Origin of the sequence: Pseudomonas sp. RA_15y_Pfl1_P11 (assembly GCF_963970975.1) — a bacterium.
In the GTDB taxonomy this organism is placed as follows: Bacteria; Pseudomonadota; Gammaproteobacteria; order Pseudomonadales; family Pseudomonadaceae; genus Aquipseudomonas; species Aquipseudomonas tritici.
On sequence record NZ_CAXAOY010000008.1, the window covers coordinates 116,646 to 143,373 of the forward strand.

At 60.3% G+C, this 26,728-nt stretch carries 29 protein-coding genes; 3 read left to right on the plus strand and 26 right to left on the minus strand.

The window, feature by feature from the left end; genetic code table 11:
* Positions 1-32: 32 nt before the first annotated feature.
* Positions 33-971, minus strand: coding sequence for a chemotaxis protein CheV (locus AACY44_RS12795; protein ID WP_339416582.1), 939 nt, complete (start codon positions 969-971; stop codon positions 33-35).
* A gap of 539 nt (positions 972-1,510) precedes the next feature.
* Here AACY44_RS12795 and AACY44_RS12800 point away from each other — a divergent pair.
* The 3 genes from AACY44_RS12800 (at position 1,511) to AACY44_RS12810 (ending at position 3,864) form a co-directional block, all read left to right on the plus strand.
* Entirely contained in the window at positions 1,511-1,960 is a 450-nt protein-coding gene (locus tag AACY44_RS12800; protein WP_339427408.1) for a hypothetical protein, read from the plus strand.
* Between the two features lie 354 nt (positions 1,961-2,314).
* Entirely contained in the window at positions 2,315-3,208 is an 894-nt protein-coding gene (locus AACY44_RS12805) for a sensor histidine kinase (RefSeq protein WP_339436334.1), read from the plus strand.
* Positions 3,205-3,864 carry a response regulator transcription factor gene (locus tag AACY44_RS12810; protein WP_339436301.1) on the plus strand — a complete coding sequence of 220 codons (660 nt, stop codon included), beginning with the start codon at positions 3,205-3,207 and terminating at the stop codon, positions 3,862-3,864. The genes AACY44_RS12805 and AACY44_RS12810 overlap by 4 nt, the downstream gene beginning before the upstream one ends.
* Here AACY44_RS12810 and yegS read toward each other — a convergent pair.
* The 25 genes from yegS to AACY44_RS12935 all read right to left on the minus strand — a co-directional run bounded on the left by yegS (position 3,823) and on the right by AACY44_RS12935 (position 26,608).
* Entirely contained in the window at positions 3,823-4,743 is a 921-nt protein-coding gene (yegS, locus tag AACY44_RS12815; RefSeq protein ID WP_339416586.1) for a lipid kinase YegS, read from the minus strand. The genes AACY44_RS12810 and yegS overlap by 42 nt on opposite strands.
* Positions 4,744-4,883: 140 nt before the next feature.
* Positions 4,884-5,276, minus strand: a complete 393-nt coding sequence (locus AACY44_RS12820) for a DUF2802 domain-containing protein (protein ID WP_339416587.1) — start codon at positions 5,274-5,276, stop codon at positions 4,884-4,886.
* The gene (locus AACY44_RS12825) at positions 5,277-5,759 is read right to left on the minus strand and encodes a chemotaxis protein CheW (protein ID WP_339416588.1); all 483 of its coding nucleotides are present in this window, start codon (positions 5,757-5,759) and stop codon (positions 5,277-5,279) included. It abuts the gene before it with no gap.
* An 80-nt stretch (positions 5,760-5,839) separates the two neighbouring features.
* Positions 5,840-6,631 (minus strand): CheW domain-containing protein, encoded by a 792-nt coding sequence (locus AACY44_RS12830; RefSeq protein WP_339436302.1) that lies wholly within the window; start codon positions 6,629-6,631, stop codon positions 5,840-5,842.
* Complete coding sequence (locus tag AACY44_RS12835) at positions 6,631-7,419, minus strand: ParA family protein (protein ID WP_015885168.1); 789 nt, start codon at positions 7,417-7,419, stop codon at positions 6,631-6,633. The genes AACY44_RS12830 and AACY44_RS12835 overlap by 1 nt, the downstream gene beginning before the upstream one ends.
* 51 nt (positions 7,420-7,470) lie before the next feature.
* On the minus strand, positions 7,471-8,358 hold the full coding sequence (motD, locus tag AACY44_RS12840; RefSeq protein ID WP_339416591.1) for a flagellar motor protein MotD: 888 nt from the start codon (positions 8,356-8,358) through the stop codon (positions 7,471-7,473).
* A gap of 15 nt (positions 8,359-8,373) precedes the next feature.
* Entirely contained in the window at positions 8,374-9,114 is a 741-nt protein-coding gene (locus AACY44_RS12845; RefSeq protein WP_033900785.1) for a flagellar motor protein, read from the minus strand.
* The gene (locus tag AACY44_RS12850) at positions 9,114-10,244 is read right to left on the minus strand and encodes a protein-glutamate methylesterase/protein-glutamine glutaminase (protein ID WP_339416593.1); all 1,131 of its coding nucleotides are present in this window, start codon (positions 10,242-10,244) and stop codon (positions 9,114-9,116) included. Before AACY44_RS12850 ends, AACY44_RS12845 begins: the two co-directional genes overlap by 1 nt.
* A 47-nt stretch (positions 10,245-10,291) precedes the next feature.
* Positions 10,292-12,487: a chemotaxis protein CheA gene (locus AACY44_RS12855; RefSeq protein WP_339427406.1), complete on the minus strand. Its 2,196-nt coding sequence runs from the start codon at positions 12,485-12,487 to the stop codon at positions 10,292-10,294.
* A gap of 11 nt (positions 12,488-12,498) precedes the next feature.
* On the minus strand, positions 12,499-13,287 hold the full coding sequence (locus tag AACY44_RS12860) for a protein phosphatase CheZ (protein WP_090399987.1): 789 nt from the start codon (positions 13,285-13,287) through the stop codon (positions 12,499-12,501).
* Between the two features lie 18 nt (positions 13,288-13,305).
* Positions 13,306-13,680 carry a chemotaxis response regulator CheY gene (locus AACY44_RS12865; protein WP_015885173.1) on the minus strand — a complete coding sequence of 125 codons (375 nt, stop codon included), beginning with the start codon at positions 13,678-13,680 and terminating at the stop codon, positions 13,306-13,308.
* A gap of 168 nt (positions 13,681-13,848) precedes the next feature.
* Positions 13,849-14,589 carry an RNA polymerase sigma factor FliA gene (gene fliA / locus AACY44_RS12870; RefSeq protein ID WP_049712165.1) on the minus strand — a complete coding sequence of 247 codons (741 nt, stop codon included), beginning with the start codon at positions 14,587-14,589 and terminating at the stop codon, positions 13,849-13,851.
* Complete coding sequence (gene fleN, locus AACY44_RS12875; protein WP_339416596.1) at positions 14,586-15,419, minus strand: flagellar synthesis regulator FleN; 834 nt, start codon at positions 15,417-15,419, stop codon at positions 14,586-14,588. Before fleN ends, fliA begins: the two co-directional genes overlap by 4 nt.
* A 106-nt stretch (positions 15,420-15,525) precedes the next feature.
* Positions 15,526-16,842, minus strand: a complete 1,317-nt coding sequence (gene flhF / locus AACY44_RS12880) for a flagellar biosynthesis protein FlhF (protein ID WP_339416598.1) — start codon at positions 16,840-16,842, stop codon at positions 15,526-15,528.
* 12 nt (positions 16,843-16,854) lie between these two features.
* Positions 16,855-18,969: a flagellar biosynthesis protein FlhA gene (flhA, locus tag AACY44_RS12885; protein WP_339416761.1), complete on the minus strand. Its 2,115-nt coding sequence runs from the start codon at positions 18,967-18,969 to the stop codon at positions 16,855-16,857.
* A gap of 258 nt (positions 18,970-19,227) precedes the next feature.
* Positions 19,228-19,650, minus strand: coding sequence for a cold-shock protein (locus AACY44_RS12890; RefSeq protein WP_339416599.1), 423 nt, complete (start codon positions 19,648-19,650; stop codon positions 19,228-19,230).
* Between the two features lie 22 nt (positions 19,651-19,672).
* Positions 19,673-20,809, minus strand: a complete 1,137-nt coding sequence (flhB, locus tag AACY44_RS12895) for a flagellar biosynthesis protein FlhB (protein ID WP_339416600.1) — start codon at positions 20,807-20,809, stop codon at positions 19,673-19,675.
* Positions 20,810-20,812: 3 nt separating this feature from the next.
* On the minus strand, positions 20,813-21,598 hold the full coding sequence (fliR, locus tag AACY44_RS12900) for a flagellar biosynthetic protein FliR (RefSeq protein ID WP_339416602.1): 786 nt from the start codon (positions 21,596-21,598) through the stop codon (positions 20,813-20,815).
* Positions 21,599-21,602: 4 nt separating this feature from the next.
* On the minus strand, positions 21,603-21,872 hold the full coding sequence (fliQ, locus tag AACY44_RS12905) for a flagellar biosynthesis protein FliQ (RefSeq protein ID WP_003192936.1): 270 nt from the start codon (positions 21,870-21,872) through the stop codon (positions 21,603-21,605).
* A 4-nt stretch (positions 21,873-21,876) separates the two neighbouring features.
* The gene (gene fliP / locus AACY44_RS12910) at positions 21,877-22,620 is read right to left on the minus strand and encodes a flagellar type III secretion system pore protein FliP (RefSeq protein WP_339416603.1); all 744 of its coding nucleotides are present in this window, start codon (positions 22,618-22,620) and stop codon (positions 21,877-21,879) included.
* Entirely contained in the window at positions 22,620-23,051 is a 432-nt protein-coding gene (gene fliO / locus AACY44_RS12915) for a flagellar biosynthetic protein FliO (RefSeq protein WP_314568761.1), read from the minus strand. The genes fliP and fliO overlap by 1 nt, the downstream gene beginning before the upstream one ends.
* Before the next feature lies 1 nt (position 23,052).
* Entirely contained in the window at positions 23,053-23,520 is a 468-nt protein-coding gene (gene fliN, locus AACY44_RS12920) for a flagellar motor switch protein FliN (protein WP_339416606.1), read from the minus strand.
* Between the two features lie 46 nt (positions 23,521-23,566).
* On the minus strand, positions 23,567-24,535 hold the full coding sequence (gene fliM, locus AACY44_RS12925) for a flagellar motor switch protein FliM (RefSeq protein WP_339416607.1): 969 nt from the start codon (positions 24,533-24,535) through the stop codon (positions 23,567-23,569).
* A 9-nt stretch (positions 24,536-24,544) separates the two neighbouring features.
* On the minus strand, positions 24,545-25,045 hold the full coding sequence (gene fliL, locus AACY44_RS12930; RefSeq protein ID WP_339416608.1) for a flagellar basal body-associated protein FliL: 501 nt from the start codon (positions 25,043-25,045) through the stop codon (positions 24,545-24,547).
* A 222-nt stretch (positions 25,046-25,267) separates the two neighbouring features.
* Positions 25,268-26,608 (minus strand): flagellar hook-length control protein FliK, encoded by a 1,341-nt coding sequence (locus AACY44_RS12935; RefSeq protein ID WP_339530382.1) that lies wholly within the window; start codon positions 26,606-26,608, stop codon positions 25,268-25,270.
* Positions 26,609-26,728: the final 120 nt, after the last annotated feature.

A 26,728-nucleotide genomic window follows, 5' to 3' on the forward strand; every position in this document is an offset into this window, starting at 1 on the left:
TTGACGAGCAAAGACCATACTATAACCGCTCACTACACGGCGGGCACTTCGTCCAGCATCAGACGTTGGCGCACCACATCCACCAGCTTGTCAGGCTGGAACTTGGACAGGAAGTTGTCACAGCCGACCTTCTTCACCATCGACTCGTTGAAGCTGCCCGACAACGAGGTGTGCAGCACCACGTAGAGGCTGCGCAGGCGTGGGTCATTGCGGATCTCGGTGGTGAGGCGGTAGCCGTCCATCTCGGGCATTTCGGCGTCGGTGAAGATCATCAACAGCTTGTCGGTCATCACCTGGCCGTTGTCGGCCCAGGCCTTGAGCATGTTCAATGCCTTGAGACCATCGCTGGCGATGTGCATCTTTACGCCCAGTTGGCCGAGGGTGTCGCGCAGTTGCGAGAGGGCCACGTTGGAGTCATCCACCAGCAGCACTTCACGGCCACGGGCGCGTTCCAGCACGGGGTCTTCGAGTTTTTCACGGGAGACCTTGGCGTTGTACGGCACGATCTCAGCCAGGACTTTTTCCACGTCGATGATTTCCACCAACTGGTCGTCGACCTTGCTGATGGCGGTGAGGTAATGCTGGCGCCCGGCGCTGGCTGGCGGCGGCAGGATGGCTTCCCAGTTCATATTGACGATGCGTTCCACGCCGCCCACCAGGAACGCCTGCACCGAACGGTTGTACTCGGTGACAATAATAGTGCTGTTGGGCCCCGGCACAAGCGGGCGCATGCCGATGGCCTGGGACAGGTCGATCACCGGCAGCGTCTGGCCCCGCAGGTTGACCACGCCGCATACGAACGGGTGGCGTTGCGGCATCAACGTCAGCTTGGGCAGTTGCAGGACTTCCTGCACCTTGAACACGTTGATCGCGAACAGCTGCCGCCCGGCCAGGCGGAACATAAGGATCTCAAGGCGATTCTCACCCACCAGTTGCGTGCGTTGATCTACCGTGTCGAGAATGCCGGCCATTAAAAGCTCCTGATGCGCTAGGGGATTGTGCAGTTCACATAACGGTTGTTATCGGCGGCGAGCGCCAGACCTTGACCCCTGTAAAATGCCACGTAAATGCATTGATGTCACACTGACATCATGGTTTACTGCTCGGGCTCTACAAATAGCGGTGCAGCGACGTTGCGCGACATTAAGTTCGACGCAAGGTTCCGCCATGTAAGGGATTCCCCTATGCACAATCAGGCCCAACCTGATATTCGCAATATCTAATAGCCATTAATGTGACGCCATTCTCAATGCATGAATGGAGTCAGGCTTTTGTTTGCCATCCCAAGCCCTCAGCACGCGGGTCTTTCAGACACTCAGATGTCGGCACTTGAAGGTGTGCAATTGACCCCGTTCACCAGGGCCGCGCACAGCCGTCGCTGTCACTCTAATAAACGTCCTACTAAAATCTCAGAACCAACCTACAGATTTCAGTCATATTTCAGCGCTACTTTTAAGCCATTCACCCGGTGCGACATCTCATCACCCGACCTTATGTTGTGGAGACTTGCATGATGAACGACGGTAGAGAGTGGCAACTTGCACTTCCCGAATTCCTGCACGAGGCGGAAAAGCTGCTGGCCAAATCGGAGGAATGCCTGAGCCACCTGCATTTGATCCGAAACGACAGTGACGCCATCGACTGCATAAAGGTCAGCCTGATCAAGCTCGCCGAGAGCGCCGATGACCTTGCACTGCAGGCGATCAGCGAGTTCTCGCGGCATATCCAGTACCTGATCGCCAACGCCGAGAGCCCCTTGCAGTTGCATGATCAAGCCTTGGACGCCTTGGAAGAGTGCTTGACATTGCTCGCCTGGCAGCTGGAGCTGATTGATGTAAGAACCGGCCAACTGGCATTGGATGAAGCGGAGCAAACGACGCTGATTGCTACGGTAACTCTGCATATTCCACAAAAGGATTTCAGCTTTAAACCTCAGCAGCGAATGCACAACATGTCTTGAGCGGATATCAGGTCGTGTATGAACCGGAAGTTATCTAAAAACGCCCCCCCACCCATCAAATGGAATTGAATCCCACTCACGCAATATCAATTAGCCAGTAACGGTAATAACGATACAAATTCACGGAAACAATATAACCCCTCACTTCATAAACTCCGGGAATACCGCCTGGAACATTTGCACGTTTAACAACCCAGCCAGGCGACCAACGGCAATAGTGGTGGTATTATGCCCCGCTCGAAGTGCGCCCCCTTCATCATGCTTGAAAATGATTCGATAACGCATTCCAAACAGAGCCCTGTCAGCCGCCATGACCGGTCTTCCCGCAGCGAACCCTCATTGGCTCCATCCGCTATGTACGCCAGCCTCAAGACACTCATCGCAAGGTCCGCGTCCCGCAGCAATGCACGCCATTTGATCCTCGCCCTGTGCCTTGGCTCGCTGTTGCTGAGCCTCTGGACCTATACCCGTTCCGCGCCACTGCCGCTGCTGGTGATTGTGCTCAACCTGGCCATCCTGCTCGTGGTGGGCCTGCAACAGTGGCATTCGCGCAAATCCATCAAGTTCCAGCCCCAGGAACTGGCCGACCGCCTGCTGCAAGTCCAGGAAAACGAACGCCACCGCCTCAGCCGCGAGCTGCATGACGATATCGGCCAACTGCTCACCGCCGCCAAGCTGCAAAGCGAATGGCTCAAGCGCCGCCTGCCGGACGACCTGCAAAGCCAGTGCACGGTGCTGTGCAACACGCTGAATGAAACCCTGGCCAAGGTGCGCGACGTGTCTGCCATTCTCAACCCTCGCCAGCTGGCCAACCTGGGCCTGGAAGCCAGCCTGCGCGCGCACCTGCTCAAGACCCTGGAAAATACCCAGGTGTGCTGGAGCCTGGAATGCCAGCAACGGCTGACCGGTATCCCGGAAGAAATGGCGCTGGCGGCCTTTCGAATCACCCAGGAAGCGGTGACCAACATGCTACGCCACGCCCAGGCGGGTAACCTGCTGGTCCGCCTGCAACGCCTGCCCGAGGGCCTCTCGCTGAGTATCTGCGATGACGGCCAGGGTTTTTCGCCGGCCATCAACCCTGCCTTGGAAGGCCAACGGGGCATGGCCGGCATGTCCGAGCGGGTTGATCAGCTTGGCGGTTCATTATCCGTCAGCAGCCAGCCAGGCAAAGGGACACGGATCAACGCGCTTTTCCCCTGGGCGCCCCGCGCCCTCGATCGGGCCAGTTCCCCTAAGGTTATCGAGTGACCTGCAAATTACTCCTGGTGGATGACCACGCTTTGATCCGGGCCGGCGTACGCGCGCTGGTCCAGGACATTCCGGGCTACACCGTCATCGGCGAAGCCAGCGACGGTGCACAGCTACTTGAGCAGTTCAGCGCCTTGCTACCCGATATCGTGTTATTGGACCTGTCGATGAAGCACACCGGCGGCCTGGATGCCTTGCAGCAACTCAGGCGGGCCTACCCCAAGAGCCGCGTGCTGATCCTGTCGATGCACACCGACCCGGCATTGATCATGTGCGCGCTGGAATCCGGCGCCCATGGCTACCTGCTCAAGGACACCACCGCCAACGAGCTGGAACACGCGCTGCTGGCCTTGCGCAACAACGAACGTTACCTGAGCCCGGCGATTGCCCACACGGTGATCAACCAAGCGCTGGTGCGTAGCCAGGGGCCCGCCACGCCCGCCGCGCACAGCCATAACCTCACGGCGCGGCAGCTGGAAATCCTGCGCTTGATCGTGCGCGGCAAGTCCACCCGGGAAATCGCCCACGGCTTGGGCTTGAGCATCAAGACCGTGGAAGCGCACCGCTCGCAAATCATGAAACGCCTGCAGATTTTCGACGTGGCCGGCCTGGTGTTATTTGCCGTGCGCGAGCAGATCATCAGCCTGGACGACTAACGGCGAATCCACCGGCAGGTGCACGCGCAAGGCCTTGGGCAAGGCCTCGAAGTGCAGGTCGTCGCCCTTGAGCGGTTCGCCGTCAAGGTTGATGTACAGGCCTTCAGCCCGTCTGATTTCAACCCATGGCAGGCGTGCCCGAACAAACATAGTGTCCAAGCCCCAACCATTGTTCATCAGCTCGCGAAGCGTGCCGACCACTTCCTGCGGCGCGGGCAGGATACTGACGTCCAGCAGGCCATCATCCGCCATTGCACCGGGGCATAGCTCATGCCCACCACCCGCCTGGCGACCGTTGCCGATACCCAAAGCGAGCAACTCGCCCTTCCAGTGAAAATCGGGACCATCCAGCTCGGCGTAGGCGGCCTTCAACTCGCTGAAACGCGACAGGCCGGTGAACAGGTAAGCGGCACCGCCGAGCACCTTCTTCAAATCGTCGGAAGTATTGGCAGTGACCTGGCTGCCAAAACCGCCGGTGGCCATATTGAGAAAAATTTGCTCGCCCACCTGACCGAGGTCGATGGCCCGTGGCGGCACGTCCAGCAGCGCCAGGGCCTGGGCGGGTTCCAGCGGCACACCGGCAGCCTTGGCGAAATCGTTGGCGGTGCCCAAGGGCATCAGCACCAGGCTGGCGTCGGTTTTGGCCCGGGCCATGGCTTCGGCCACATCACGCAAGGTACCGTCGCCGCCGCCAGCGATGATATGGGTGTAGCCGTCTGTGAGGGCTTCGCTGACCAGGCGCTGGGCGTCACCGCCCTCCCACGTCACCCGCACGGCGAGCTCGCCGCCCTGCTCGCGCCGGGCCTTCACCGCGTCGCGCACATCCTCGTTGAGGGCTTGCTTGCCGTGGAGGATCAACAGTGCCTTGGGGGTGGTCATGGGTGAGTTACTCCTGGCTTCAAAGGTGCTTGAAGGATGTGGACCTTTGGCGGGGAGAAAAAAGCCATGGAATGGGAAAATAATTGGATGACTGAGTACATATCCGTTTTTTAGGCAACGGATATGTACTCAAAACCCAATCAGCTCTTATGCAGCTTACTCATCAACTGCGCCTCAGCCTGAGTCAACCCACACGACTGCGTCAGCTCATCCACCGTAGCCCCCATCCCCACCAACTTGGCGGCCTGGGCAAACGACAGACTCGATGGATCCCGCTGCTCAATCTGCGCCAGCTTATCCGGCAACGGCGCAAGAATCGCGCGCAGTTCATGCACCTCATTCCCAACCTTCACCGCACTCTGCTGGAAATGATCGACCCGCTTTACCAACTCAAGCACGCGCCGGTCACGCACAGCATCGCGCTCGGCCTGCTGCAATAACAACTCGCGTTGCTGGCGCACATAGCGCAGCAGAAATGCCAACGTCCCGGCCCACAACAGGGCCAGGACAACTACCGCTGCTTCAAGAAACAATCAGATGTTCTCCAGATCCGACCATTCTTCTTCGCTCATCATCTTGTCCAGCTCAACCAGAATCAGCAGCTCGCCGTTCTTGTTGCACACGCCCTGGATGAACTTGGCGGACTCTTCGTTACCCACGTTCGGCGCGGTTTCAACTTCGGATTGGCGCAGGTAGACCACTTCGGCCACGCTATCGACCATGATCCCGACCACTTGCTTGTCGGCCTCGATGATGACGATACGCGTATTGTCATTGACTTCGGTGGACACCAAGCCGAAACGCTGGCGGGTGTCGATCACCGTCACCACGTTGCCGCGCAGGTTGATGATGCCCAGCACGTAGCTCGGTGCACCCGGTACCGGGGCGATCTCGGTGTAGCGCAGCACTTCCTGCACGCGCATCACGTTAATGCCATAGGACTCGTTGTCCAGTTTGAAGGTAACCCATTGCAGGATCGGATCATCCAAACCTTGTGCGGACGCTGACTTGTTCATACCACTGACCCCTTCAAATGCCGTTTTACACGGCGTGTGTGCTTCGCTGACCACATTCACATGCGGCCCTTATTGTTCAATCAACTACGTTTAGTTATTGGCATCGACTTGGCGGCGCCACTGGCGATCAACTCGGCCAGTTCGGAAACATCAAGCAACGCGCACATGTGTTCAATCACGGTGCCCGCCAGCCAAGGCCGTTGACCCCGATGGCTGCGCCATTTGATTTCGTTCGGGTCCAGGCGCAACGAGCGGCTGACTTGATGCACGGCCAGCCCCCACTCGTAGCCCTGCACCGAGATCACGTATTGCAAGCCTTGGCGGAAGTCATCACGGTAGCGGTCAGGCATGACCCAGCGCGCGGTATCGAGGACTTTCAAGTTGCCAGCCTGGCTGGGCAGGATGCCGAGGAACCACTCCGGTTGCCCGAACAGTGGCGTCAGTTCCTGGCCTTCCAGTGAATAAATCGAGCCCAGGCACACCAGCGGCACCGCCAGGGTCAACCCGGCGACGTCGAACAGCAGGCATTCAAACGGCTCTGCAGCCCAGCTCGGGCGGCCATCACCGGTCACCGGCGGCGGCGTGATGCTCGGCGGCAGGTGCACGTCCACCACCGGCTCGACCACGACGGGTGCGACCACCACAGGCGCGACCACAACCGACGTAATCGGCACCACGACCTGCGCATCTCGGGCTTGCTCTTCCAGTACCGCCAACTGGAATTCATCCAGCACGGCTAATGGTTCAACAGCCGGCTCCAGCACCAGGATAGGTTCCGGCAGTTCTTCCGCGGTCGCATCCTGCAGCAAGGCATCCAGGTAGGATTCCAGTGCCAGTTGCGGCCGGGTCTTGAGTTTGGTGGGCCGGTTCATCACGCCACCTGCGCCACAAGCTGCTGGGACAGCAGGTGCTTGAGCAATGCGCGGTAGGCAAGTACGCCACGGCTCTTGCCGTCGAACTGCGACGGTGTGAGGCCTGCACGGCTGGCGTCACGCAGGCGCGTGTCCACCGGGATGTAGCCGTTCCAGATGGTGTCCGGGTAGGCATCGCGCAATACGCGCAGGGTGCCGAGGGACGCCTGGGTACGACGGTCGAACAAGGTCGGCACGATGCTGTACGGCAGCGCCTGCTTGCGCGAGCGGTTGATCATCGCCAGGGTGCTGACCATGCGCTCCAGGCCTTTAACCGCCAGGTGTTCGGTCTGCACCGGGATCACCAGTTGTTGGCTGGCTGCCAGGGCGTTGACCATCAACACGCCAAGCAACGGCGGGCTGTCGATGATCGCGTAATCGAAGTCCTGCCACAGTTGCGCCAGGGTCTTGGCAATCACCAGGCCCAGCCCACTCTGCCCCGGCGACTGGCGCTCCAGGGTGGCCAGGGCGGTGCTGGAGGGCAACAAGGAAATGCTTTCGTTGCTGGTAGGCAGCAGCAGTTGGCCCGGCAAATCGGCCGGCACGCTGCCTTTGTGCAGGAACAGGTCGTAGTTGCTGTGTTCCAGCGCATCCGGGTCGTAGCCGAAATAGCTGGTCATGGAGCCGTGAGGGTCCAGGTCCACCACGACCACACGCTTACCCGCCTCAGCGAGCAAACCGGCTAAGGCGATGGAGGTGGTGGTCTTGCCGACTCCACCTTTTTGATTGGCAACTGCCCAGACTCTCATTCGGTTGGTTCCTCCCGGCGGGCACAGGCGCGACCGAGACATTGCATTGGGTTATTGAGCCGGCGACGGAGAATTGACGGCACTCTGACGAACCGGCGGCTTTGCAAGTGCCGGTGCAGTTTGTGTGCCAGCCCGCCTCAACGCGGCATCCGGAGTTGCATTGGCGGTGCCGGTACCGGTCAGGCTGCGGCGCACATCCAAGTTGCGCGACACCACCAGCACCACCCGACGATTGCGTGCGCGGCCTTCTACCGTGGCGTTATTGGCCACCGGCTGGAACTCGCCGTACCCTACCGACGCCAAGCGCCCGGGGTTCACGCCCTGCATCGCGAGCATGCGCACGATGCTCGACGCCCGTGCTGCCGAAAGCTCCCAGTTGGTCGGGTACTGCGCGGTGGCGATCGGAAAATTGTCGGTAAAGCCTTCAACGTGGATCGGATTTTCGAACGGCTTCAGAATCGCCGCTACCTTATCAATGATGGTGAATGCCTGGTCGCTGGGCATCGCATCGGCGCTGGCGAACAGCAGGCTGGAATTAAGCTCGATCTCCACCCACAACTCATTGCCACGCACGGTCATCTGATTGGAACGGATCAAGTCGCCAAACGCAGCACTGATGTCGTCGGCGATGCTTTTCAGCGGATCGCTGGTGCCACCCACGCCAGCAGCGGTTTCATCGCTGTCGTTGACCAGCGGCTTGGCCGGGGTCACGGTCTTGGGCCGTTCTTCGCCGATCGGGATCGGCTTGAGGGCGCGGTCGGCGTCGTTGAACACGCCAATCAGCGCCTGGGAAATGACTTTGTACTTGCCTTCGTTAATCGACGAGATCGAGTACATCACCACGAAAAACGCGAACAGCAAGGTGATGAAGTCCGCGTAGGACACCAGCCACCGTTCATGGTTGACGTGTTCTTCAGGCTCGCGACGGCGACGGCTCATAATCGATATCTCCCATCAATCCATGAAGCCCTGGAGCTTCAATTCGATGGAGCGCGGGTTCTCGCCCTCGGCAATCGACAGAATGCCTTCGAGCAACATTTCGCGGTAACGCGACTGGCGCATGGCAATCGACTTGAGCTTGCTGGCCACTGGCAACAGCACCAGGTTGGCACTCGCCACGCCGTAGATGGTGGCGACAAATGCCACGGCAATGCCGCTGCCCAGTTGCGATGGATCGGCGAGATTGCCCATCACGTGGATCAAGCCCATCACCGCACCGATGATGCCGATGGTCGGCGCGTAACCGCCCATGCTTTCATAGACTTTGGCGGCGTTGATGTCACGGCTTTCCTGGGTGTAGAAATCCACTTCCAGGATGCTGCGGATCGCTTCCGGCTCGGCGCCGTCCACCAGCAACTGCAAGCCTTTGCGCGCGTAACTGTCGGGCTCGGCATCGGCCACGCCTTCCAGGCCCAGCAGGCCTTCCTTGCGTGCGGTGAGGCTCCAGTTGACCACGCGGTCGATGCCGCCTGGCAGGTCCACGCGAGGTGGGAAAATGATCCATATCAGAATTTGCATGGCGCGCTTGAACGAGCTCATGGGCGACTGCAGCAACGCCGCGCCCACAGTGCCGCCGATCACGATGAGCGCCGCCGGGCCGTTGGCCAAGGCGCCGAGGTGGCCGCCCTCAAGGTAGTTGCCGCCGATGATTGCGACAAACGCCATGATGATGCCGATCAGGCTCAAGACATCCATCAGAGGCAGGCCTCCACCAGATGCTTGCCAATATCGTCCAGGCTGTAAACGGCGTCGGCCAGGTCCGCTTTGACGATGGCCATGGGCATGCCATAGATCACACAGCTGGCTTCGTCCTGCGCCCAGATGGCGCTGCCGCCCTGCTTGAGCAGGCGCGCGCCTTCACGGCCGTCGGCGCCCATGCCGGTGAGCACCACCGCCAGAACTTTGTCGCCGTAGGACTTGGCGGCCGAACCAAAGGTGATATCCACGCACGGCTTGTAGTTCAGGCGCTCATCGCCCGGCAGGATTTTGATCGCACCACGGCCATCCACCATCATCTGCTTGCCACCCGGGGCCAGCAGCGCCAGGCCAGGACGCAGGATGTCGCCATCCTCGGCTTCCTTGACGCTGATGCGGCACAACTTGTCCAGGCGCTCGGCAAAGGCCTTGGTGAAGGCGGCAGGCATGTGCTGGATCAACAGGATCGGCGCCGGGAAGTTGGCCGGCAGTTGGGTCAATACGCGTTGAAGGGCAACCGGGCCGCCCGTGGACGTACCGATAGCAACCAGCTTGTAGGCTTTACGCTTGGGTGCAGGCGAATGCGCACTTGGCGCAGACGCACGTGTCGGCACCACGGCAGGCCGTGCAACGGAGGTCGAGGCTGGGGCTGGGCGACTGAATGAGGAACTAGCGGGTGCAGCTGGGGCCACCACCGGTGCAGGCGCTGGCGCGCTGAACAAGCTGCGACGGTTACTGCGCGAAATGCTGTGCACCTTCTCGCACAGCATCTGCTTGACCTTCTCGGGGTTGCGCGAGATGTCTTCGAAATTCTTCGGCAGGAAGTCCACCGCGCCAGCGTCCAACGCGTCGAGGGTCACTCGGGCGCCTTCGTGGGTGAGCGAGGAGAACATCAATACCGGGGTCGGGCAGCGTTGCATGATGTGCCGAACTGCCGTGATGCCATCCATCATCGGCATCTCGTAGTCCATGGTGATCACGTCCGGTTTCAACGCAATGGCTTGATCAATCGCCTCTTTACCGTTGGTGGCCGTGCCAACCACCTGGATCGTTGGATCGGCGGAAAGAATTTCCGAGACGCGGCGACGGAAGAAACCCGAATCGTCCACCACCAGGACCTTGACTGCCATAAACACTCCGTTAGGCGGGGCGGGCTAACCGCCCTGCCCCACCAGAATCAAATACGCCGAGCGGCGTAACGCTTGAGCATGCTCGGAACATCGAGAATCAGCGCGATCCGACCGTCACCGGTGATGGTCGCACCCGACATGCCCGGGGTTCCCTGCAGCATTTTGCCCAAAGGCTTGATGACCACCTCTTCCTGGCCAACCAACTGATCGACGACAAAGCCGATACGCTGGGTGCCCACGGAGAGAATCACCACATGCCCTTCGCGCTGCTCTTCATGGGCAGCCGAAGCGACCAGCCAGCGCTTGAGGTAGAACAGTGGCAACGCCTTATCGCGCACGATCACCACTTCCTGGCCGTCCACCACGTTGGTGCGCGACAGGTCGAGGTGGAAGATCTCGTTGACGTTGACCAACGGGAAGGCGAAGGCCTGGTTGCCCAGCATCACCATCAGGGTCGGCATGATCGCCAGGGTCAACGGCACCTTGATGACGATCTTCGAGCCCTGGCCCTTGGTCGAGTAGATGTTGATTGAGCCGTTGAGCTGGCTGATCTTGGTCTTCACCACGTCCATGCCCACACCGCGGCCAGACACATCGGAAATCTCGGTCTTGGTCGAGAAGCCCGGGGCAAAGATCAGGTTGTAGCATTCGCTATCGGTCAGGCGGTCGGCGGCGTCCTTGTCCATCACGCCACGCTTGACCGCGATATTGCGCAATATGGCCGGGTCCATGCCTTTGCCGTCATCGGTGATCGACAGCAGGATGTGGTCGCCCTCTTGCTCCGCCGCCAGGATCACCTTGCCGCCACGGGACTTGCCCGAGGCTTCGCGCTCTTCCGGGGTTTCCACGCCGTGGTCGACGGCGTTGCGCACCAAGTGGACCAGCGGGTCGGCCAGGGCCTCGACAAGGTTCTTGTCGAGGTCGGTTTCTTCACCCACCAGTTCCAGGTTGATCTCTTTCTTTAACTGGCGCGCCAAGTCGCGAACCAAACGTGGGAAGCGGCCAAAGACTTTCTTGATCGGTTGCATCCGCGTTTTCATCACCGCGGTTTGCAGGTCGGCAGTCACCACATCCAGGTTCGACACGGCCTTTTGCATGGCTTCATCGCCGCTGCTCAGGCCCAGGCGCACCAGGCGGTTACGCACCAGTACCAGTTCGCCGACCATGTTCATGATGTCGTCCAGGCGCGCGGTATCAACGCGCACGGTGGTTTCGGCTTCACTGGCAGGTTTTTCCGCAACCGGTGCGGCGGCGGCACGCGCTGGCGCCGGCGCTGCGGTCGGTGCTGAAGCAGGCTTGGCCGCCGGTGCTGGCGCAGCGGCTTTGGCAGCCACCGGTGCAGCCGTGGCGACTGCAGCGGCCGGGGCAACTTCGGTGAACTTGCCCTTGCCGTGCAATTCGTCAAGCAGCGACTCGAATTCGTGATCCGAAATCAGGCCATCAGCGCCGGGGGCGGCGCTGGCAGCCGGTGTTGCAGCCGGCGCAGCGACCGCCGGCAAGGCGTCGGCCGCAAAGGTGCCCTTGCCATGCAGTTGGTCCAGCAACGCTTCGAACTCATCGTCCGTGATGTCGGTGCTGGCGGTAGCGGCAGGCGCTTGCGGCGCAGCAGCAGGCGGCACGGCGTCGGCCGCGAACTGGCCTTTGCCATGCAACTGGTCGAGCAGGGATTCGAACTCAGCGTCAGTGATGTCTTCGCTGGTTGGCGCGGCAACAGGCGCAGGCGGTGCTTCTGCCTCGGCCTTCACGGCACTGAGGGAGTTGAGCAACTGCTCGAACTCGCTGTCCGTCACGTCCGGCTCGGCCTCAGCCACTGGCTCGGGCGCCGCTTCTGCTACCGGCGCAGCCGACAGGTCGGCGGGCTCCGCATAACGTGCCAGCGCAGCCAACAGTTCCGGCGTGGCCGCGGTGATCGGGGCACGTTCGCGGACTTCGCTGAACATCCCGTTGACCGCATCCAGTGCTTCGAGAATCACGTCCATCAACTCCGAATCAACGTGACGCTCCCCCTTGCGAAGGATGTCGAACACGTTCTCGGCGATGTGGCAGCACTCCACCAGCTCATGGAGCTGGAGGAAGCCGGCGCCCCCTTTTACAGTGTGAAAACCGCGAAAAATTGCATTGAGCAGGTTCGCATCATCTGGTCGGCTTTCCAGCTCGACCAGCTGTTCGGACAGTTGCTCTAAAATTTCGCCGGCCTCTACAAGGAAATCCTGAAGGATTTCTTCATCGGCGCCGAAGCTCATGTGGGTGCTCCTTAGAAGCCTAAACTGGATAACAGGTCATCAACATCATCCTGACCCGATACAACGTCTTCACGTTTATCGGCATGAATCTGCGGACCTTCACCCTTGGCGAGATGTTTTTGTGGATCTTTTTCCGAGAGGATCGCTTCGCGGTCATGTTCGATACCGGCAAAACGGTCTACCTGGCCTGCCATAAGCACTAATTTGAGCAAGTTGCTTTCTACTTCGGTGACCAACTGAGTCACACGCTTGATCACCTGGCCGGTGAGGTCCTGGTAATCCTGGGCGAGCAGAATGTCGTTGAGGTTGCTGGAAACCGTGCGGTTTTCCTGCTCGCTGCGTGACAAGAACCCTTCGACCCGACGCGCCAGCTCACGGAACTCTTCAGCCCCGACTTCGCGACGCATGAAGCGGCCCCAGTCAACGCTGAGGGCCTGGGCTTCGGTGGCCATGCCATTGACCAGGGGCGTGGCATTTTCCACCAGGTCCATGGTGCGGTTGGCCGCCGCCTCAGTCAGCCTGACCACGTAGGACAGGCGTTCGGTGGCATCGGTGATTTGCGAAATTTCTTCGGCCTGGGGCATATGCGGGTCAATCTGGAAATTGACGATCGCACTGTGCAGCTCGCGCGTGAGCTTGCCCACTTCCTGGTACAGGCCGCGGTCACGGGTCTGGTTGAGCTCATGGATCAACTGCACCGCGTCGCCGAAATGGCCTTTTTCAAGGCTGTCGACCAACTGGTGAGCATGCTTTTTCAGGGTTGACTCAAAGTCTCCCTGTGACGTTTCTTTATGCTCCATAGCTCCCCCGCGATGGCATTAGCCGTGGATGCGTTCGAAGATTTTTTCGATCTTCTCTTTCAAGGCCAATGCAGTGAATGGCTTGACCACGTAACCGTTAACCCCGGCTTGGGCGGCTTCGATGATCTGCTCACGCTTGGCTTCGGCGGTCACCATCAGCACAGGAAGGCTGCGCAGCTTTTCGTCAGCACGCACGTGGCGCAGCAAGTCGATACCGGTCATGCCCGGCATGTTCCAGTCTGTTACCAGAAAGTCGATGCTGCCGCTGTTGAGGATCGGAATGGCTGTGATGCCGTCATCCGCCTCGACCGTGTTAGTGAACCCAAGGTCACGCAACAGGTTTTTTATGATCCGCCGCATCGTTGAGAAGTCATCAACGATGAGGATTTTCATGTTCTTGTCCAATTCGACCTCCAAGCAGTCTTAAACGCGCCCAGCACCTGGACGCGCCATATCATTCAACAGGCATTACACAAAAAGGACTGCCGGGGCCACCACGGGTCGAACCCGCGAAGGTCAATCACCGTCGCGGTATCGTCTGCAGTGTCCCCACACTGCCTGTCAGCGCGCTCGCCACTCTCCCAAACGCCCCCGCAAGCGGGCTGCGCACTGGCTATGCAACTGGCTGACCCGCGATTCACTGACCCCCAGGACCTCACCGATTTCCTTGAGGTTCAGCTCTTCGTCGTAGTACAGCGCCAACACCAGCCGCTCCCGCTCCGGCAAATTGGCAATCGCTTCCGCCAGCGCCCCCTGGAAGCGTTCATCTTCCAGGTCGCGCGATGGCTCCATATGAGCGCTCGCGCCGTCCTCGTGCAGCCCTTCGTGTTCGCCGTCCTGCAACAGGTCGTCGAAACTGAACAAGCGGCTGCCCAAGGTATCGTTCAAAATCCCGTAGTAATCGTCGAGACTCAATTGGAGTTCGGCCGCAACTTCGTGATCTTTAGCGTCGCGACCGGTTTTTGCTTCAATTGCGCGAATTGCGTCACTGACCATGCGCGTATTGCGGTGTACCGAACGCGGCGCCCAGTCGCCTTTACGCACTTCATCGAGCATCGCGCCACGGATACGGATACCCGCATACGTCTCGAAACTCGCCCCCTTGCTCGCGTCGTATTTGGTCGACACCTCGAGCAAGCCGATCATGCCAGCCTGGATCAGGTCTTCGACCTGGACGCTGGCGGGCAGGCGTGCCAGCAAGTGATAGGCAATGCGCTTGACCAAGGGCGCGTAGCGCTCGATCAACTCGCCCTGGCTGTCACGGGCAGACTTCTTGTAAGCGTTGTAGCCGTTCGCTGTCATAGCACCGGTCCTGCGCTCGTCTGATGAACCAATCGCTCGACGAAAAACTCCAGATGCCCCCGAGGGTTGGCGGGCAACGGCCAAGTATCGACCTTTTGGGCAATAGCCTTGAACGCCAATGCGCATTTGGAACGAGGAAACGCTTCGTAGACTGCACGCTGCTTTTGCACAGCCTTGCGCACACACTCGTCGTAGGGAACTGCGCCAACGTATTGTAAGGCGACATCGAGGAAGCGGTCCGTGACCTTGGTCAACTTGGCGAACAGATTGCGCCCTTCCTGCGGGCTCTGGGCCATGTTGGCCAGGACGCGGAAGCGGTTCATGCCGTGGTCGCGGTTAAGCAGTTTGATCAGGGCGTAGGCGTCGGTAATCGAGGTGGGTTCATCGCAGACCACCAGCAAGACTTCCTGCGCAGCGCGCACGAAGCTGACCACTGACTCGCCGATCCCGGCGGCGGTGTCGATCACCAGCACGTCGAGGTTGTCGCCGATATCACTGAACGCCTGGATCAGGCCGGCATGCTGCGCCGGGCTCAGGTGCACCATGCTCTGGGTGCCAGAGGCCGCCGGCACGATGCGGATGCCACCGGGGCCCTGCAGCAGCACATCGCGCAGCTCACAGCGGCCCTCGATCACATCGGCAAGGGTGTGTTTGGGCGTCAACCCCAGCAGAACGTCAACGTTCGCCAGCCCCAGGTCAGCATCCAGCAGCATGACGCGACGGCCAAGCTCTGCCAGGGCCAGGGACAAATTCACTGACACGTTAGTTTTGCCGACGCCACCTTTGCCGCCGGTCACCGCGATCACCTGTACGGGATGCATGCTGCCCATTTTATTTCTTTACCTTGTCTTGCTTAGACGCAGGCTACATGGCTTGGCCGCGTGAATCGCTTGCAGACCATCGATGTAGATACATTTCATGGTGTTCATCCTGACCTCAACCCACCCGTTTTGCGGGGCTGTGGTAAAGGTCGGCGAACATATCGGCCATCGCTTCCTCGCTAGGCTCTTCTTGCATTTGCACGCTGACAGCACGGCTGACCAACTGATGACGGCGCGGCAGGTGCAGATCATCCGGAATCCGCGGCCCGTCGGTCAGGTAGGCGACCGGCAATTCATGACTGATGGCCAGGCTCAGCACTTCACCCAGGCTCGCGGTTTCATCGAGCTTGGTGAGGATGCAACCGGACAGGCCACAACGCTTGTAACTATGATACGCAGCGGTAAGAACCTGTTTCTGGCTGGTGGTTGCAAGCACCAGGTAATTCTTCGACTTGATGCCACGCCCGGCGAGGCTTTCAAGCTGCATGCGCAAGGCCGGGTCGCTGGCTTGCAGGCCGGCGGTATCGATCAGCACCACGCGCTTGCGCAGCAACGGGTCGAGAGCGTTGGCCAGGGACTGGCCCGGGTCAACGTGGGTCACCGGCACATTGAGGATTCGGCCCAGGGTCTTGAGCTGTTCCTGGGCGCCAATACGGTAGCTGTCCATGCTCACCAGCGCGATGTTCTGCGCGCCGTACTTGAGCACATAACGCGCCGCCAGCTTGGCGAGGGTGGTGGTTTTGCCCATGCCGGCAGGGCCGACCATGGCAATCACACCGCCCTCTTCCAGAGGTTCGATTTCCGGCGTGGTGATCATCCGCGCCAAGTGGGCCAGCAACATGCGCCAGGCCTGGCGGGGTTCTTCGATTTCGGTGGTCAGGGCCAGCAGGTCACGCGACAGCGGGCCGGACAGGCCGATGCGTTGCAGGCGGCGCCACAGGTTGGCCTGTTGCGGCTTGCTGCCTTGCAACTGCGTCCAGGCCAGCGAGCCTAGCTGCACTTCGAGCAGTTCGCGCAGGCCGTTGAGTTCAAAACGCATCGAGTCGAACACACGCTGGTCGACGCCAGCAGCCGGGGCTGGCGCGGCAGGGCGCTGCGGTTCTTTGAAGGTCGGCTCAACCAACGGTTCGGAAGCCGTCAGCGGCAAGCCGGCGAACAATTGGCGATTGGTGGTGGCATCGCTGTCGCCACGCATGCTCAGTTCAGCCTGGGCCGAGACAATGCGCGACGCCGTCTTGCGCAGCTCGTCTTCGAGCTCCATGTTCGGCACGCGCGGCGCCAGTGCCGAGGGGGTGTAGTCCAGGGCAGCCGTCAGCTCGACACCGCCGGCAATACGACGATTTCCGATAATCGCGGCGTCGGCGCCCAGCTCATCACGAACCAGTTTCATGGCCTGACGCATATCGGCGGCGAAAAAACGCTTAACTTGCATAACCCACTACCCTCAGCCGTTCGGCCCTACTGTCGCGACGATAGTCACTTGCTTATTGTCAGGAATTTCCTGATAAGCCAAAACGTGCAAATTCGGTACTGCCAGGCGTCCAAACCGCGACAACATCGCCCGGACGGGGCCTGCCACCAGCAGGATCACTGGTTGGCCTTGCATCTCCTGGCGCTGTGCGGCGTCGATCAACGAACGCTGCAGCTTCTCAGCCATGCTTGGCTCCAGCAGGACGCCCTCTTCCTGACCAAGCCCGGCCTTCTGAATACTATTGAGCAAAATCTGTTCCAACCTTGGTTCCAAGGTGATCACAGGCAGCTCGGAGTCAAGCCCTACAATGCTTTGCACGATTGCGCGGGACAATCCGACGCGCACCGCAGCCACCAGAGCGGCAGTATCTTGACTCTTGGCGGCATTATTGGCGATGGCCTCGGCGATGCTGCGAATGTCGCGCACCGGTACTTGTTCGGCCAGCAGCGCCTGCAGCACCTTGAGCAATTGCGACAGCGAGAGGATGCCCGGCACCAGCTCTTCGGCGAGTTTTGGCGAGGCTTTGCCGAGCAAACCCATCAATTGCTGGACTTCTTCGTGGCCGATCAGCTCGTGGGAGTGCTTGTAGAGGATCTGATTGAGGTGGGTGGCGACCACGGTGCTGGCGTCGACCACGGTGTAACCGAGGGACTGCGCCTGGCTGCGCTGGCTGATTTCGATCCACACCGCGTCCAGGCCAAAAGCCGGATCTTTGGCGGTGATGCCGTTGAGACTGCCGAATACCTGCCCTGGGTTGATCGCCAACTCGCGGTCCGGGTAAATCTCGGCTTCCGCCAGGATCACGCCCATCAAGGTCAGGCGGTAGGCGCTTGGGGCCAGGTCGAGGTTGTCGCGGATATGCACGGTGGGCATCAAGAAGCCCAGGTCCTGGGACAGCTTCTTGCGCACGCCCTTGATCCGCGCGAGCAATTGGCCGCCCTGGTTGCGGTCTACCAGCGGAATCAGGCGGTAGCCCACTTCCAGGCCGATCATGTCGATCGGCGTCACGTCATCCCAGCCCAACTCCTTGGTTTCCTGGGCGCGGGCCGGGGATGGCAGCAGCTCCTGCTGACGCGCAACATCCTGCAAGGCCTGCACCTTGACGGCGTTTTGCTTTTTCCAGAACAGGTACGCAGCGCCACCGGCAAGGGCGGCCATGCTCAGGAACGAGACATGAGGCATGCCCGGCACGATACCCATGATCGCCATGATGCCTGCCGCCACGGCCAACGCCTTGGGCGATGCAAACATCTGCCGGCTGATCTGCTTGCCCATGTCTTCGGAGCCCGAAGCACGGGTCACCATGATCGCTGCAGCTGTGGATAACAACAGTGATGGCAATTGCGCCACTAAACCGTCACCGATGGTCAGCAAGGCATAAACCTTGCCCGCCTCGCCAAAGGTCATGCCGTGCTGGAAGATGCCGACCGCGACGCCGCCGATGAGGTTGATGAACAGGATCAGCAAGCCAGCGATGGCGTCACCGCGCACAAATTTGCTGGCACCGTCCATGGAACCGTAGAACTCGGCCTCCTGGGCCACTTCCAGGCGGCGTGACTTGGCTTGGTTCTGGTCGATCAGGCCGGCGTTGAGGTCGGCGTCGATGGCCATCTGTTTGCCGGGCATCGCGTCGAGGGTAAAACGCGCGCTCACCTCGGAAATCCGCCCGGCACCCTTGGTCACCACTACGAAGTTGATGATCATCAGGATCGCAAACACCACGATACCGACCACGTAGTTACCGCCGATCACCACCTCACCGAAGGCCTGGATCACCTTACCGGCCGCCGCGTGGCCGTCTTGGCCGTTGAGCATCACCACGCGGGTGGACGCCACGTTCAGCGCCAGCCGCAGCAGCGTCGCGATCAGCAGAATGGTCGGGAATACCGCGAAATCCAGCGGCCGCAAGGCGTATACGCAAACCAGCAGCACGACGACCGACAGGGCAATGTTGAAGGTGAAGAACACGTCCAGCAGGAACGGCGGCATTGGCAACATCATCATTGCCAGCATCACCAGCAACAACAACGGCACACCCAGATTGCCCCGCGAGAGGTCAGTCAGGGTGGAACGTGCCGTGCCGAGCATTTGAGAGCGATCAACCACCGGTATTCCTCGTATCCCTTGAAGCAAAGTTTTGACGCCGGGAGGCGTCCTGAAGGCGTTATTGCAAGAAGCCTTCCAACTTTTGCTTTGCCGCTTAGATCGCTTCTGGCTTGAGCTGTGATGACCTCACAAGCAACCGAACTCCCAAGTGTGAATCGATTCAAATGAGGGGGCGCACGGGGCGTCGCACAGCTGATTGGGCTGGCGGAGCGAGTGCTCGATGGCGCCGAACAACCGACGCTATTGATCAGCTTCACCTTCGTCCCGAGTGATAACCCCAAACCCCTTCTGCGCGTTAAACCATTTCACCGTACCGGTTGCCATTGCCGTTCCCCTGACATCTCGCTCAAGGACATTAGGGATAACTCTGGCTTCGCACGCAAAGACGCCATCGGGCCGGTGAATCATGCAAAATTCCACTCGCTGGCCCACCGCAAGCCAGATGCAGCGAGAACCCAAGAGATCCACTTGCACGTCGTCCCCACCTTCCAGGGCAATCCAACCTTTCCCAGTCTTGCGGTCATAAGATTTGACCGTGCCTCTGAACATCTTCCCCTCTCTCCCTGCATCTCGTTTACAGCCTGCGCGCAGTGCTGGCTGTAGTAGAACTGCGGGAAGCACAAGATGGCTACTGTCAAATATGACAGGTAGACGGAAGATCATGAGGCGTGATAGGCGGAGATGATCAGGAGTCGCGGCGTAATTCAGGCGGGATTGGCAAGTCTTTCAGCGGGTCCGGGCGCTTGCCCTTGCCCGCACGGTATTGGCGGATCTGATAGACATAGGCCAACACCTGAGCCACGGCGAGGTACAACCCGGCGGGAATTTCCTGGTCGAGGTCGGTGGAGTAGAAGATCGACCGCGCCAACTCCGGCGACTCCAGCAACAGGATGTTGTTGGCCACCGCAATCTCACGAATCTTAAGGGCCGTAAAGTCACTGCCCTTGGCCAACAACATCGGCGCCCCCCCCTTCTCCGGGTCGTACTTGAGGGCCACGGCATAGTGCGTCGGGTTGGTGATGACCACGTCGGCGTCGGGCACCGCGGCCATCATCTTGCGCTGGGACATTTCCCGTTGCAGTTGGCGAATACGCTGTTTCACCTCGGGGCGGCCTTCCGAATCCTTGTGCTCGTCGCGCACTTCCTGCTTGGTCATCAGCAGTTTCTTATGGCTTTCCCACAGCTGGATCGGCGCATCCACGGCGGCAATGATGATCAGCCCGGCGGCCATCCACAGCGCGCTCCAGCCCACCACCTGCACGCTGTGAATGATCGCCGACTCCAGCGGTTCATGGGCGATGCGCAGCAGGTCGTCGATATCCGACGAGAGCACCATCAGCGCCACAAACAAGATCAGAATGAATTTGGCCAGGGCCTTGAGCAACTCCACCAGAGCCTTGGCGGAAAACATGCGCTTGAGCCCGGCACCGGGGTTCATGCGGCTGAATTTGGGGGCCATGCTGCCGGCGGCGAACAGCCAGCCGCCGAGGGCGACCGGGCCGATCAACGCGGCCAGCAGCAAGGTGATCAGGATCGGCTGCACCGCCAGGAGCGCGATTTTCCCCGAGTGCAGCAGGTACTGGCCCATGGCACCAGGATTGAGCAGCACCTCGCGGGGCAAGGCGAAGTTGTGCTTCATCAACTCCATCAAGTCCAGCGCCAGGCCACCGCCGTAGATCAGCAAGGCGCCGGCGCCGGCCATCATGGTCGCAACTGTGTTGAGCTCTTTGGAGCGCGCAATCTCGCCCTTTTCCCTCGAGTCCTTTTTACGTTTCTCCGTGGGGTCTTCTGTTTTGTCCTGACCACTCTCGCTCTCGGCCATGGCTCAGCGCGCCCTTGCCAGATCACGTAAGAACTGCAGGGCGTCGGTCGCCAGCGGTTGATACTGATTGAGAATGTCAGCCAGGCCGAGCCAGAAAATCCCCATGCCCAACACCAGGGTCAACGGGAAACCAATCGAAAAAATGTTCAGCTGTGGCGCCGCGCGGGTCATCACACCAAACGCGATGTTGACCACCAGCAGCGCAGTGATCGCCGGCAACACCAGCAATAGCGAGGCGCCCAACACCCAACCCAAGCGCCCCACGATTTCCCAGAAGTGATTGACCACCAGCCCCGAGCCGACCGGTAAGGTGGTGAAGCTCTCGGTCAACACCTCGAACGCCACCAAGTGCCCATTCATCGCCAGGAACAGCAGGGTCACCAGCATGGTCAGGAACTGCCCAATCACCGCCGCCGACACACCGTTCGTAGGGTCGACCATGGACGCGAAGCCCATGCCCATCTGGATCGAGATGATTTGCCCGGCGATGACAAAGGCCTGGAAAAACAGCGAGAGGGAGAACCCCAACATAGCGCCGATCAGGACCTCCTCGGCAATCAGCAGCAGTGCGCTGAGGTCGATGGCATTCACCGGCGGCATCGGTGGCAAACCCGGCACGATCACTACGGTAATCGCCACCGCAAAGTACAGGCGCACGCGCCGTGGCACCAGGGTCGTGCCGAACACCGGCATGGCCATCAACATCGCCGTTACGCGAAACAGCGGCAGGATGAAGGACGCCACCCAGGTGCTGATCTGAGTGTCGGTCAATGCCAGCAAAGACTGCATCGGGTCAGCCGATCAACTGCGGAATACTGCCGTACAACTGCAGGATATATTCCATGAAGGTCTGTACCAGCCACGGACCGGCAACGATCAGCGTGACCAGCATCACCAGCAGGCGCGGCAGGAAACTCAAGGTCTGTTCGTTGATCTGGGTCGCGGCCTGGAACATCGCCACCAGCAAGCCCACCAACAGGCTCGGGACGACCAGCACGGCGACCATCAAGGTGGTCAGCCACAGCGCTTCACGAAACAGGTCGACGGCAACTTCAGGTGTCATCGCGCTATACCCCGCCGAAACTGCCGGCCAGGGTGCCGATAATCAGCGCCCAGCCGTCCACCAACACAAACAGCATGATCTTGAACGGCAACGAGATGATCAGCGGCGACAGCATCATCATACCCATCGCCATCAGCACGCTCGCCACCACCAAGTCGATGATCAGGAACGGAATAAAGATCATGAAGCCGATCTGGAACGCGGTCTTCAACTCGGACGTGACAAACGCCGGCACCAGGATGGTCAGCGGCGCCTGGTCGGGGGTGGCGATGTCGGTGCGCTTGGACAGGCGCATGAACAGCTCAAGGTCGCTGGAGCGGGTCTGCGACAGCATGAAATCCTTGATCGGGACCTGGGCTTTGTCGATCGCATCCTGGGCGGTCATTTTCTCCGCCAGGTACGGTTGCAGCGCTTGTTGGTTCACCTTGTCGAACACCGGCGCCATGATGAACATCGTCAAGAACAACGCCATGCCGGTGAGGATCTGGTTCGACGGCGTCTGCTGCAGGCCCAGGGCCTGGCGCAAGATGGAGAACACGATGATGATCCGCGTGAAGCTGGTCATCAGCATGACAAACGCCGGGATAAAGCTCAGCGCGGTCATGATCAGCAGGATCTGCAGGCTGACCGAATACTCCTGCGCTCCGGCCGCATTGGTGCCCAGCGTAATGGCCGGGATCGACAGCGGGTCGGCGCCAAGCGCCAATGGCGCCGCCAGCAACAGCATGAGCGTCAATAAAACGCGCATTACTTCTTATCCTTCTGATCCTTGCCCAGCAACTCCATCAGGCGCTGAGCGAATTCTGGCGTGGCGGGCTTGGACGGGTCCACGTTTACCGGCGTCTTGAGCACGTGCAGCGGAGTGATGCGTCCGGGGGTAATGCCCAGCAGGATCTGTTCCTCACCCACTTGCACCAACACCAGCCGATCACGCGGGCCGAGGGCACGGGAGCCGATCATTTCGATCACCTGGCCGTTGCCCGGGCCCACGCGCTGTACGCGGCGCATCAGCCAGGCCAGCGCAAAAATCAAGCCGACCACCAGCAACAGGCCCAGCACCAGCTGAGTGAGCTGCCCGCCGACACTGCCCACGGGCGCAGCGGCGGCCTGGGCCACCGGTTCAGCGGCCCAGGCGTCCAGGGGCAATGCGACTAACAGTCCCACGATCAGCCGTTTCATATCAGCGCAACTTCTTGATGCGTTCGCTCGGGCTGATCACGTCCGTCAGGCGGATGCCGAACTTTTCGTTGACCACGACCACTTCGCCGTGAGCAATCAGGGTGCCGTTCACCAGCACGTCCAACGGCTCGCCGGCCAGGCGGTCGAGCTCGATGACCGAGCCCTGGTTGAGTTGCAGCAGGTTGCGGATGTTGATTTCGGTGCTGCCGACTTCCATGGAGATCGACACCGGAATGTCGAGAATCACATCCAGGTTCGGGCCGTCGAGGGTCACCGGGTCGTTGTTCTTCGGCATGCTGCCGAATTCTTCCATTTGCAGGCGATTGCCGGCCGGTGCAGTGGCAGCGTCAGCGGCCAGCAGCGCATCGATATCGTCTTGGCCAACATCGCCGGTTTCTTCCAGGGCAGCCGCCCATTCGTCAGCCAGGGCCTGGTCTTCGGCGGAAGTGTTTTCGTGTTCGGTAGCCATTACATGTCCTCGGCGGAGCAAACATTCATAAATTAATTAGGGCGAATCAGCGACGGTTGATCGGCTCGACCACTTGCAGTGCCAGGTTGCCCTTGTGGGAGCCGAGCTTGACCTTGAACGACGGCACGCCGCTGGCGCGCATGATCATTTCTTCCGGCAATTCGACAGGGATGATGTCCCCCGGCTGCATGTGCAAAATATCGCGCAGACGCAACTGGCGACGGGCCACGGTGGCGCTCAGCGGTACGTCGACATCCAGCAGGTCTTCGCGCAGGGCCTTGACCCAACGTTCGTCCTGGTCGTCCAGGTCGGACTGGAAGCCAGCGTCGAGCATTTCGCGCACCGGCTCGATCATCGAGTACGGCATGGTCACGTGCAGGTCGCCGCCGCCGCCATCGAGTTCGATGTGGAACGTCGACACCACAATCGCTTCACTGGGGCCGACGATGTTGGCCATGGCCGGGTTCACTTCCGAGTTGATGTACTCGAAATTGACTTCCATGACCGCCTGCCAGGCTTCCTTCAAGTCGATGAAGGCTTGCTCCAGCACCATGCGCACCACCCGCAGTTCGGTGGGGGTGAATTCACGGCCTTCGATCTTGGCGTGACGGCCGTCGCCACCGAAGAAGTTGTCCACCAGCTTGAACACCAGCTTGGCGTCAAGGATGAACAGCGCAGTGCCGCGTAGCGGCTTGATCTTGACCAGGTTGAGGCTGGTGGGCACGTACAGCGAATGCACGTACTCACCGAACTTCATCACCTGCACACCGCCCACCGCCACGTCCGCCGAACGGCGCAACATGTTGAACATGCTGATGCGGGTGTAACGGGCGAAACGTTCGTTGATCATCTCCAGGGTCGGCATGCGCCCACGGACGATGCGATCCTGGCTGGTGAGGTCATAACTTTTGACGCTGCCGGGCTCGGCAGCCATTTCGGTCTGTACCAGACCATCGTCGACACCATGCAGCAGCGCGTCGATTTCATCCTGGGACAGCAGGTCTTGCACGGCCATGTCGTGATCCTACTGCAATACGAAGTTAGTGAAGAGCGCCTGTTCGATCACGACTTTGCCGAGTTCCTTCTGGGCCACTTCCTGCACACTGGCAGTGACCTTCTGGCGCAGCATTTCCTGGCCTACCGGGGTGGCAAGTGTGTCGAAGCTCTGGCCGGAGAACAGCATCACCAAGTTGTTGCGGATCACTGGCATATGCACCTTGAGGGCATCCAGGTCCGACTGGTTACGCGCCAGCAAGGTGATGCTCACCTGCAGGTAGCGTTGACGACCGTTCTGATTGAAGTTGGCGACAAAGGCCGGAAGCATCGGCTCGAAGATTGCCGGTTGCTTGACGTTACTGGCAGTTTCAGCGGCGGCTGCCGGTTTGGCGGCGCTGCTGTGCATGATGTACCAGGTGCCACCCACCGAGGCGCCGATGGCCAGGAGCAGGCCCACGACTATCAACAGGATAAGCTTGAGCTTACCTTTGCCTGCGGGTGCTTTTACTGCGTCGTCGCTCTTCGCCATGCCAATAATCCGTCACTATTCGGGGATTCATAGATCTACGGAAAGGCAAGAGCAAGTGTTATGCCAGAGTTGTCTGGTAGACAGGGGCAGATGTCACGCTGGATATCCCATGTGGCAGCGGGCTTGCTCACGAATGCGGTGTGTCAGTTAATCCATCTGTCACTGATCCACCGCATTCGCGAGCAAGCCCGCTCCTACATTTAGGCCTGTGCAGGGTTCGAGTCAGGCGTAGTAATCGACAGCGCTGGAGCCGATCACCGTAGAGGTCACAGGCGCGACAGCTTCAGCCACGTCAACGTGAGCGCCGTTGTCGCCGCTGTCACCACGCCCGCTGCCGCCGCCCACTCCACGGGTCTGGGCCTGCGGCTGTTGTTGTTCCTGACCACGAGACTGGTCAGACACGTTCACATCCACCTGCCCCATCCCCTGCTGGGCAAACATCTCGCGCAAACGCCCCGACTGGCTTTCCAGCGCCTCACGCACCACCGGGTGGGCGCTCATGAAGTTGACCTGGGCCTGCTGGTCGGCGGTCATGTTGACCTTGATATCCAGGCGACCGAGTTCAGCCGGCTGTAACTGGATCTCCGCCGACTTGAGGTTGGCGCTGGACAGGTACATCACGCGGTTGACGATTTCGTCGGTCCAGCCGCTCTGGTGCATGGCCAATGGCGCATTAGTCACCGGCGGCAAGGCATTGGCGGTTTTCGGCGTGGCGGCTTGAGTCAACGCGGCCAAGCGGTTGGCGAAGTCATCGACACGGGTGTCGCTGCTGGCGTTCTTCAGGTCCTTGAGCCCGTCCTCGATCAGCCCACTGAACGCTTTGTCGCCGCCTTGGTCAGTGCTGTCCTTGGAGGCTTGCTGGTCGACCATAGTGGCCAGGCCAGCAGCAAAATTCTGCGCGGCGGTCGGCTGATCTTGAGTCGGGGGCGGGGCCGCTTTCGCCTGCGCCTGGCTGCTGGCAGAGACATGACCGCCCTGCTCCATCGCCAGGCGCACGGCCGGCATGGCATCCAGGGGATCAGCTTCCGGGTCGAAGGCCGGCTTGGCCTCCTCGGTTGCTGCGATCGGTGCCGCGACTACCGGCTGAGCCTTGTCATCCTTGGCGGCGGTCAGGGGCGCGGGGGTTTCTACCGGTATTACCGGCACAGCCACCGGGGTGACGGTGGCAATCAATGCCGGATCGACCACCGGATCAGCCGGAGGCTGCTGCACGAGGGTCGGGTCGGACGATGCGTCGTCGTCTTTGCTGGCAGAGTCGTCGGTCTTGGCCGGCGGGGTGGCAGGCAAGGGTTTGCCGCTATCGGCAACCGCTGGCGTGCTGGCGGCAGGTTTGTCGTTGCCCGCTGCAGGTTTGGCACTTGCATCCGAAGACTTGCCGGCAGTGGGTTTGGGCGAGTTATCGTCGGCCTTGAGCGTGGGTTTGGCGCCTTGGCTGGCGAACACTTGAGCGAAGCCAGGGCCCGTGTCCCGTGGGGTCGCAACCGCTGCCGGTGGGTTGGCGACGGGTGCTTGAGGCTTGGCCGCAGGGGCAGCCTGAAGGAGCGAATTCGGGGCGACTGGCATAGGTAAAGGTCTCCACTGCATGGGGATCGGGGATGCAGTATCAGGAGGTAGAGCAAGAGTTGGGCCAGGTTTCTTGTTGGACTGGTTTTATTGTGTACATATCCGTTTCTGCGGTTACGG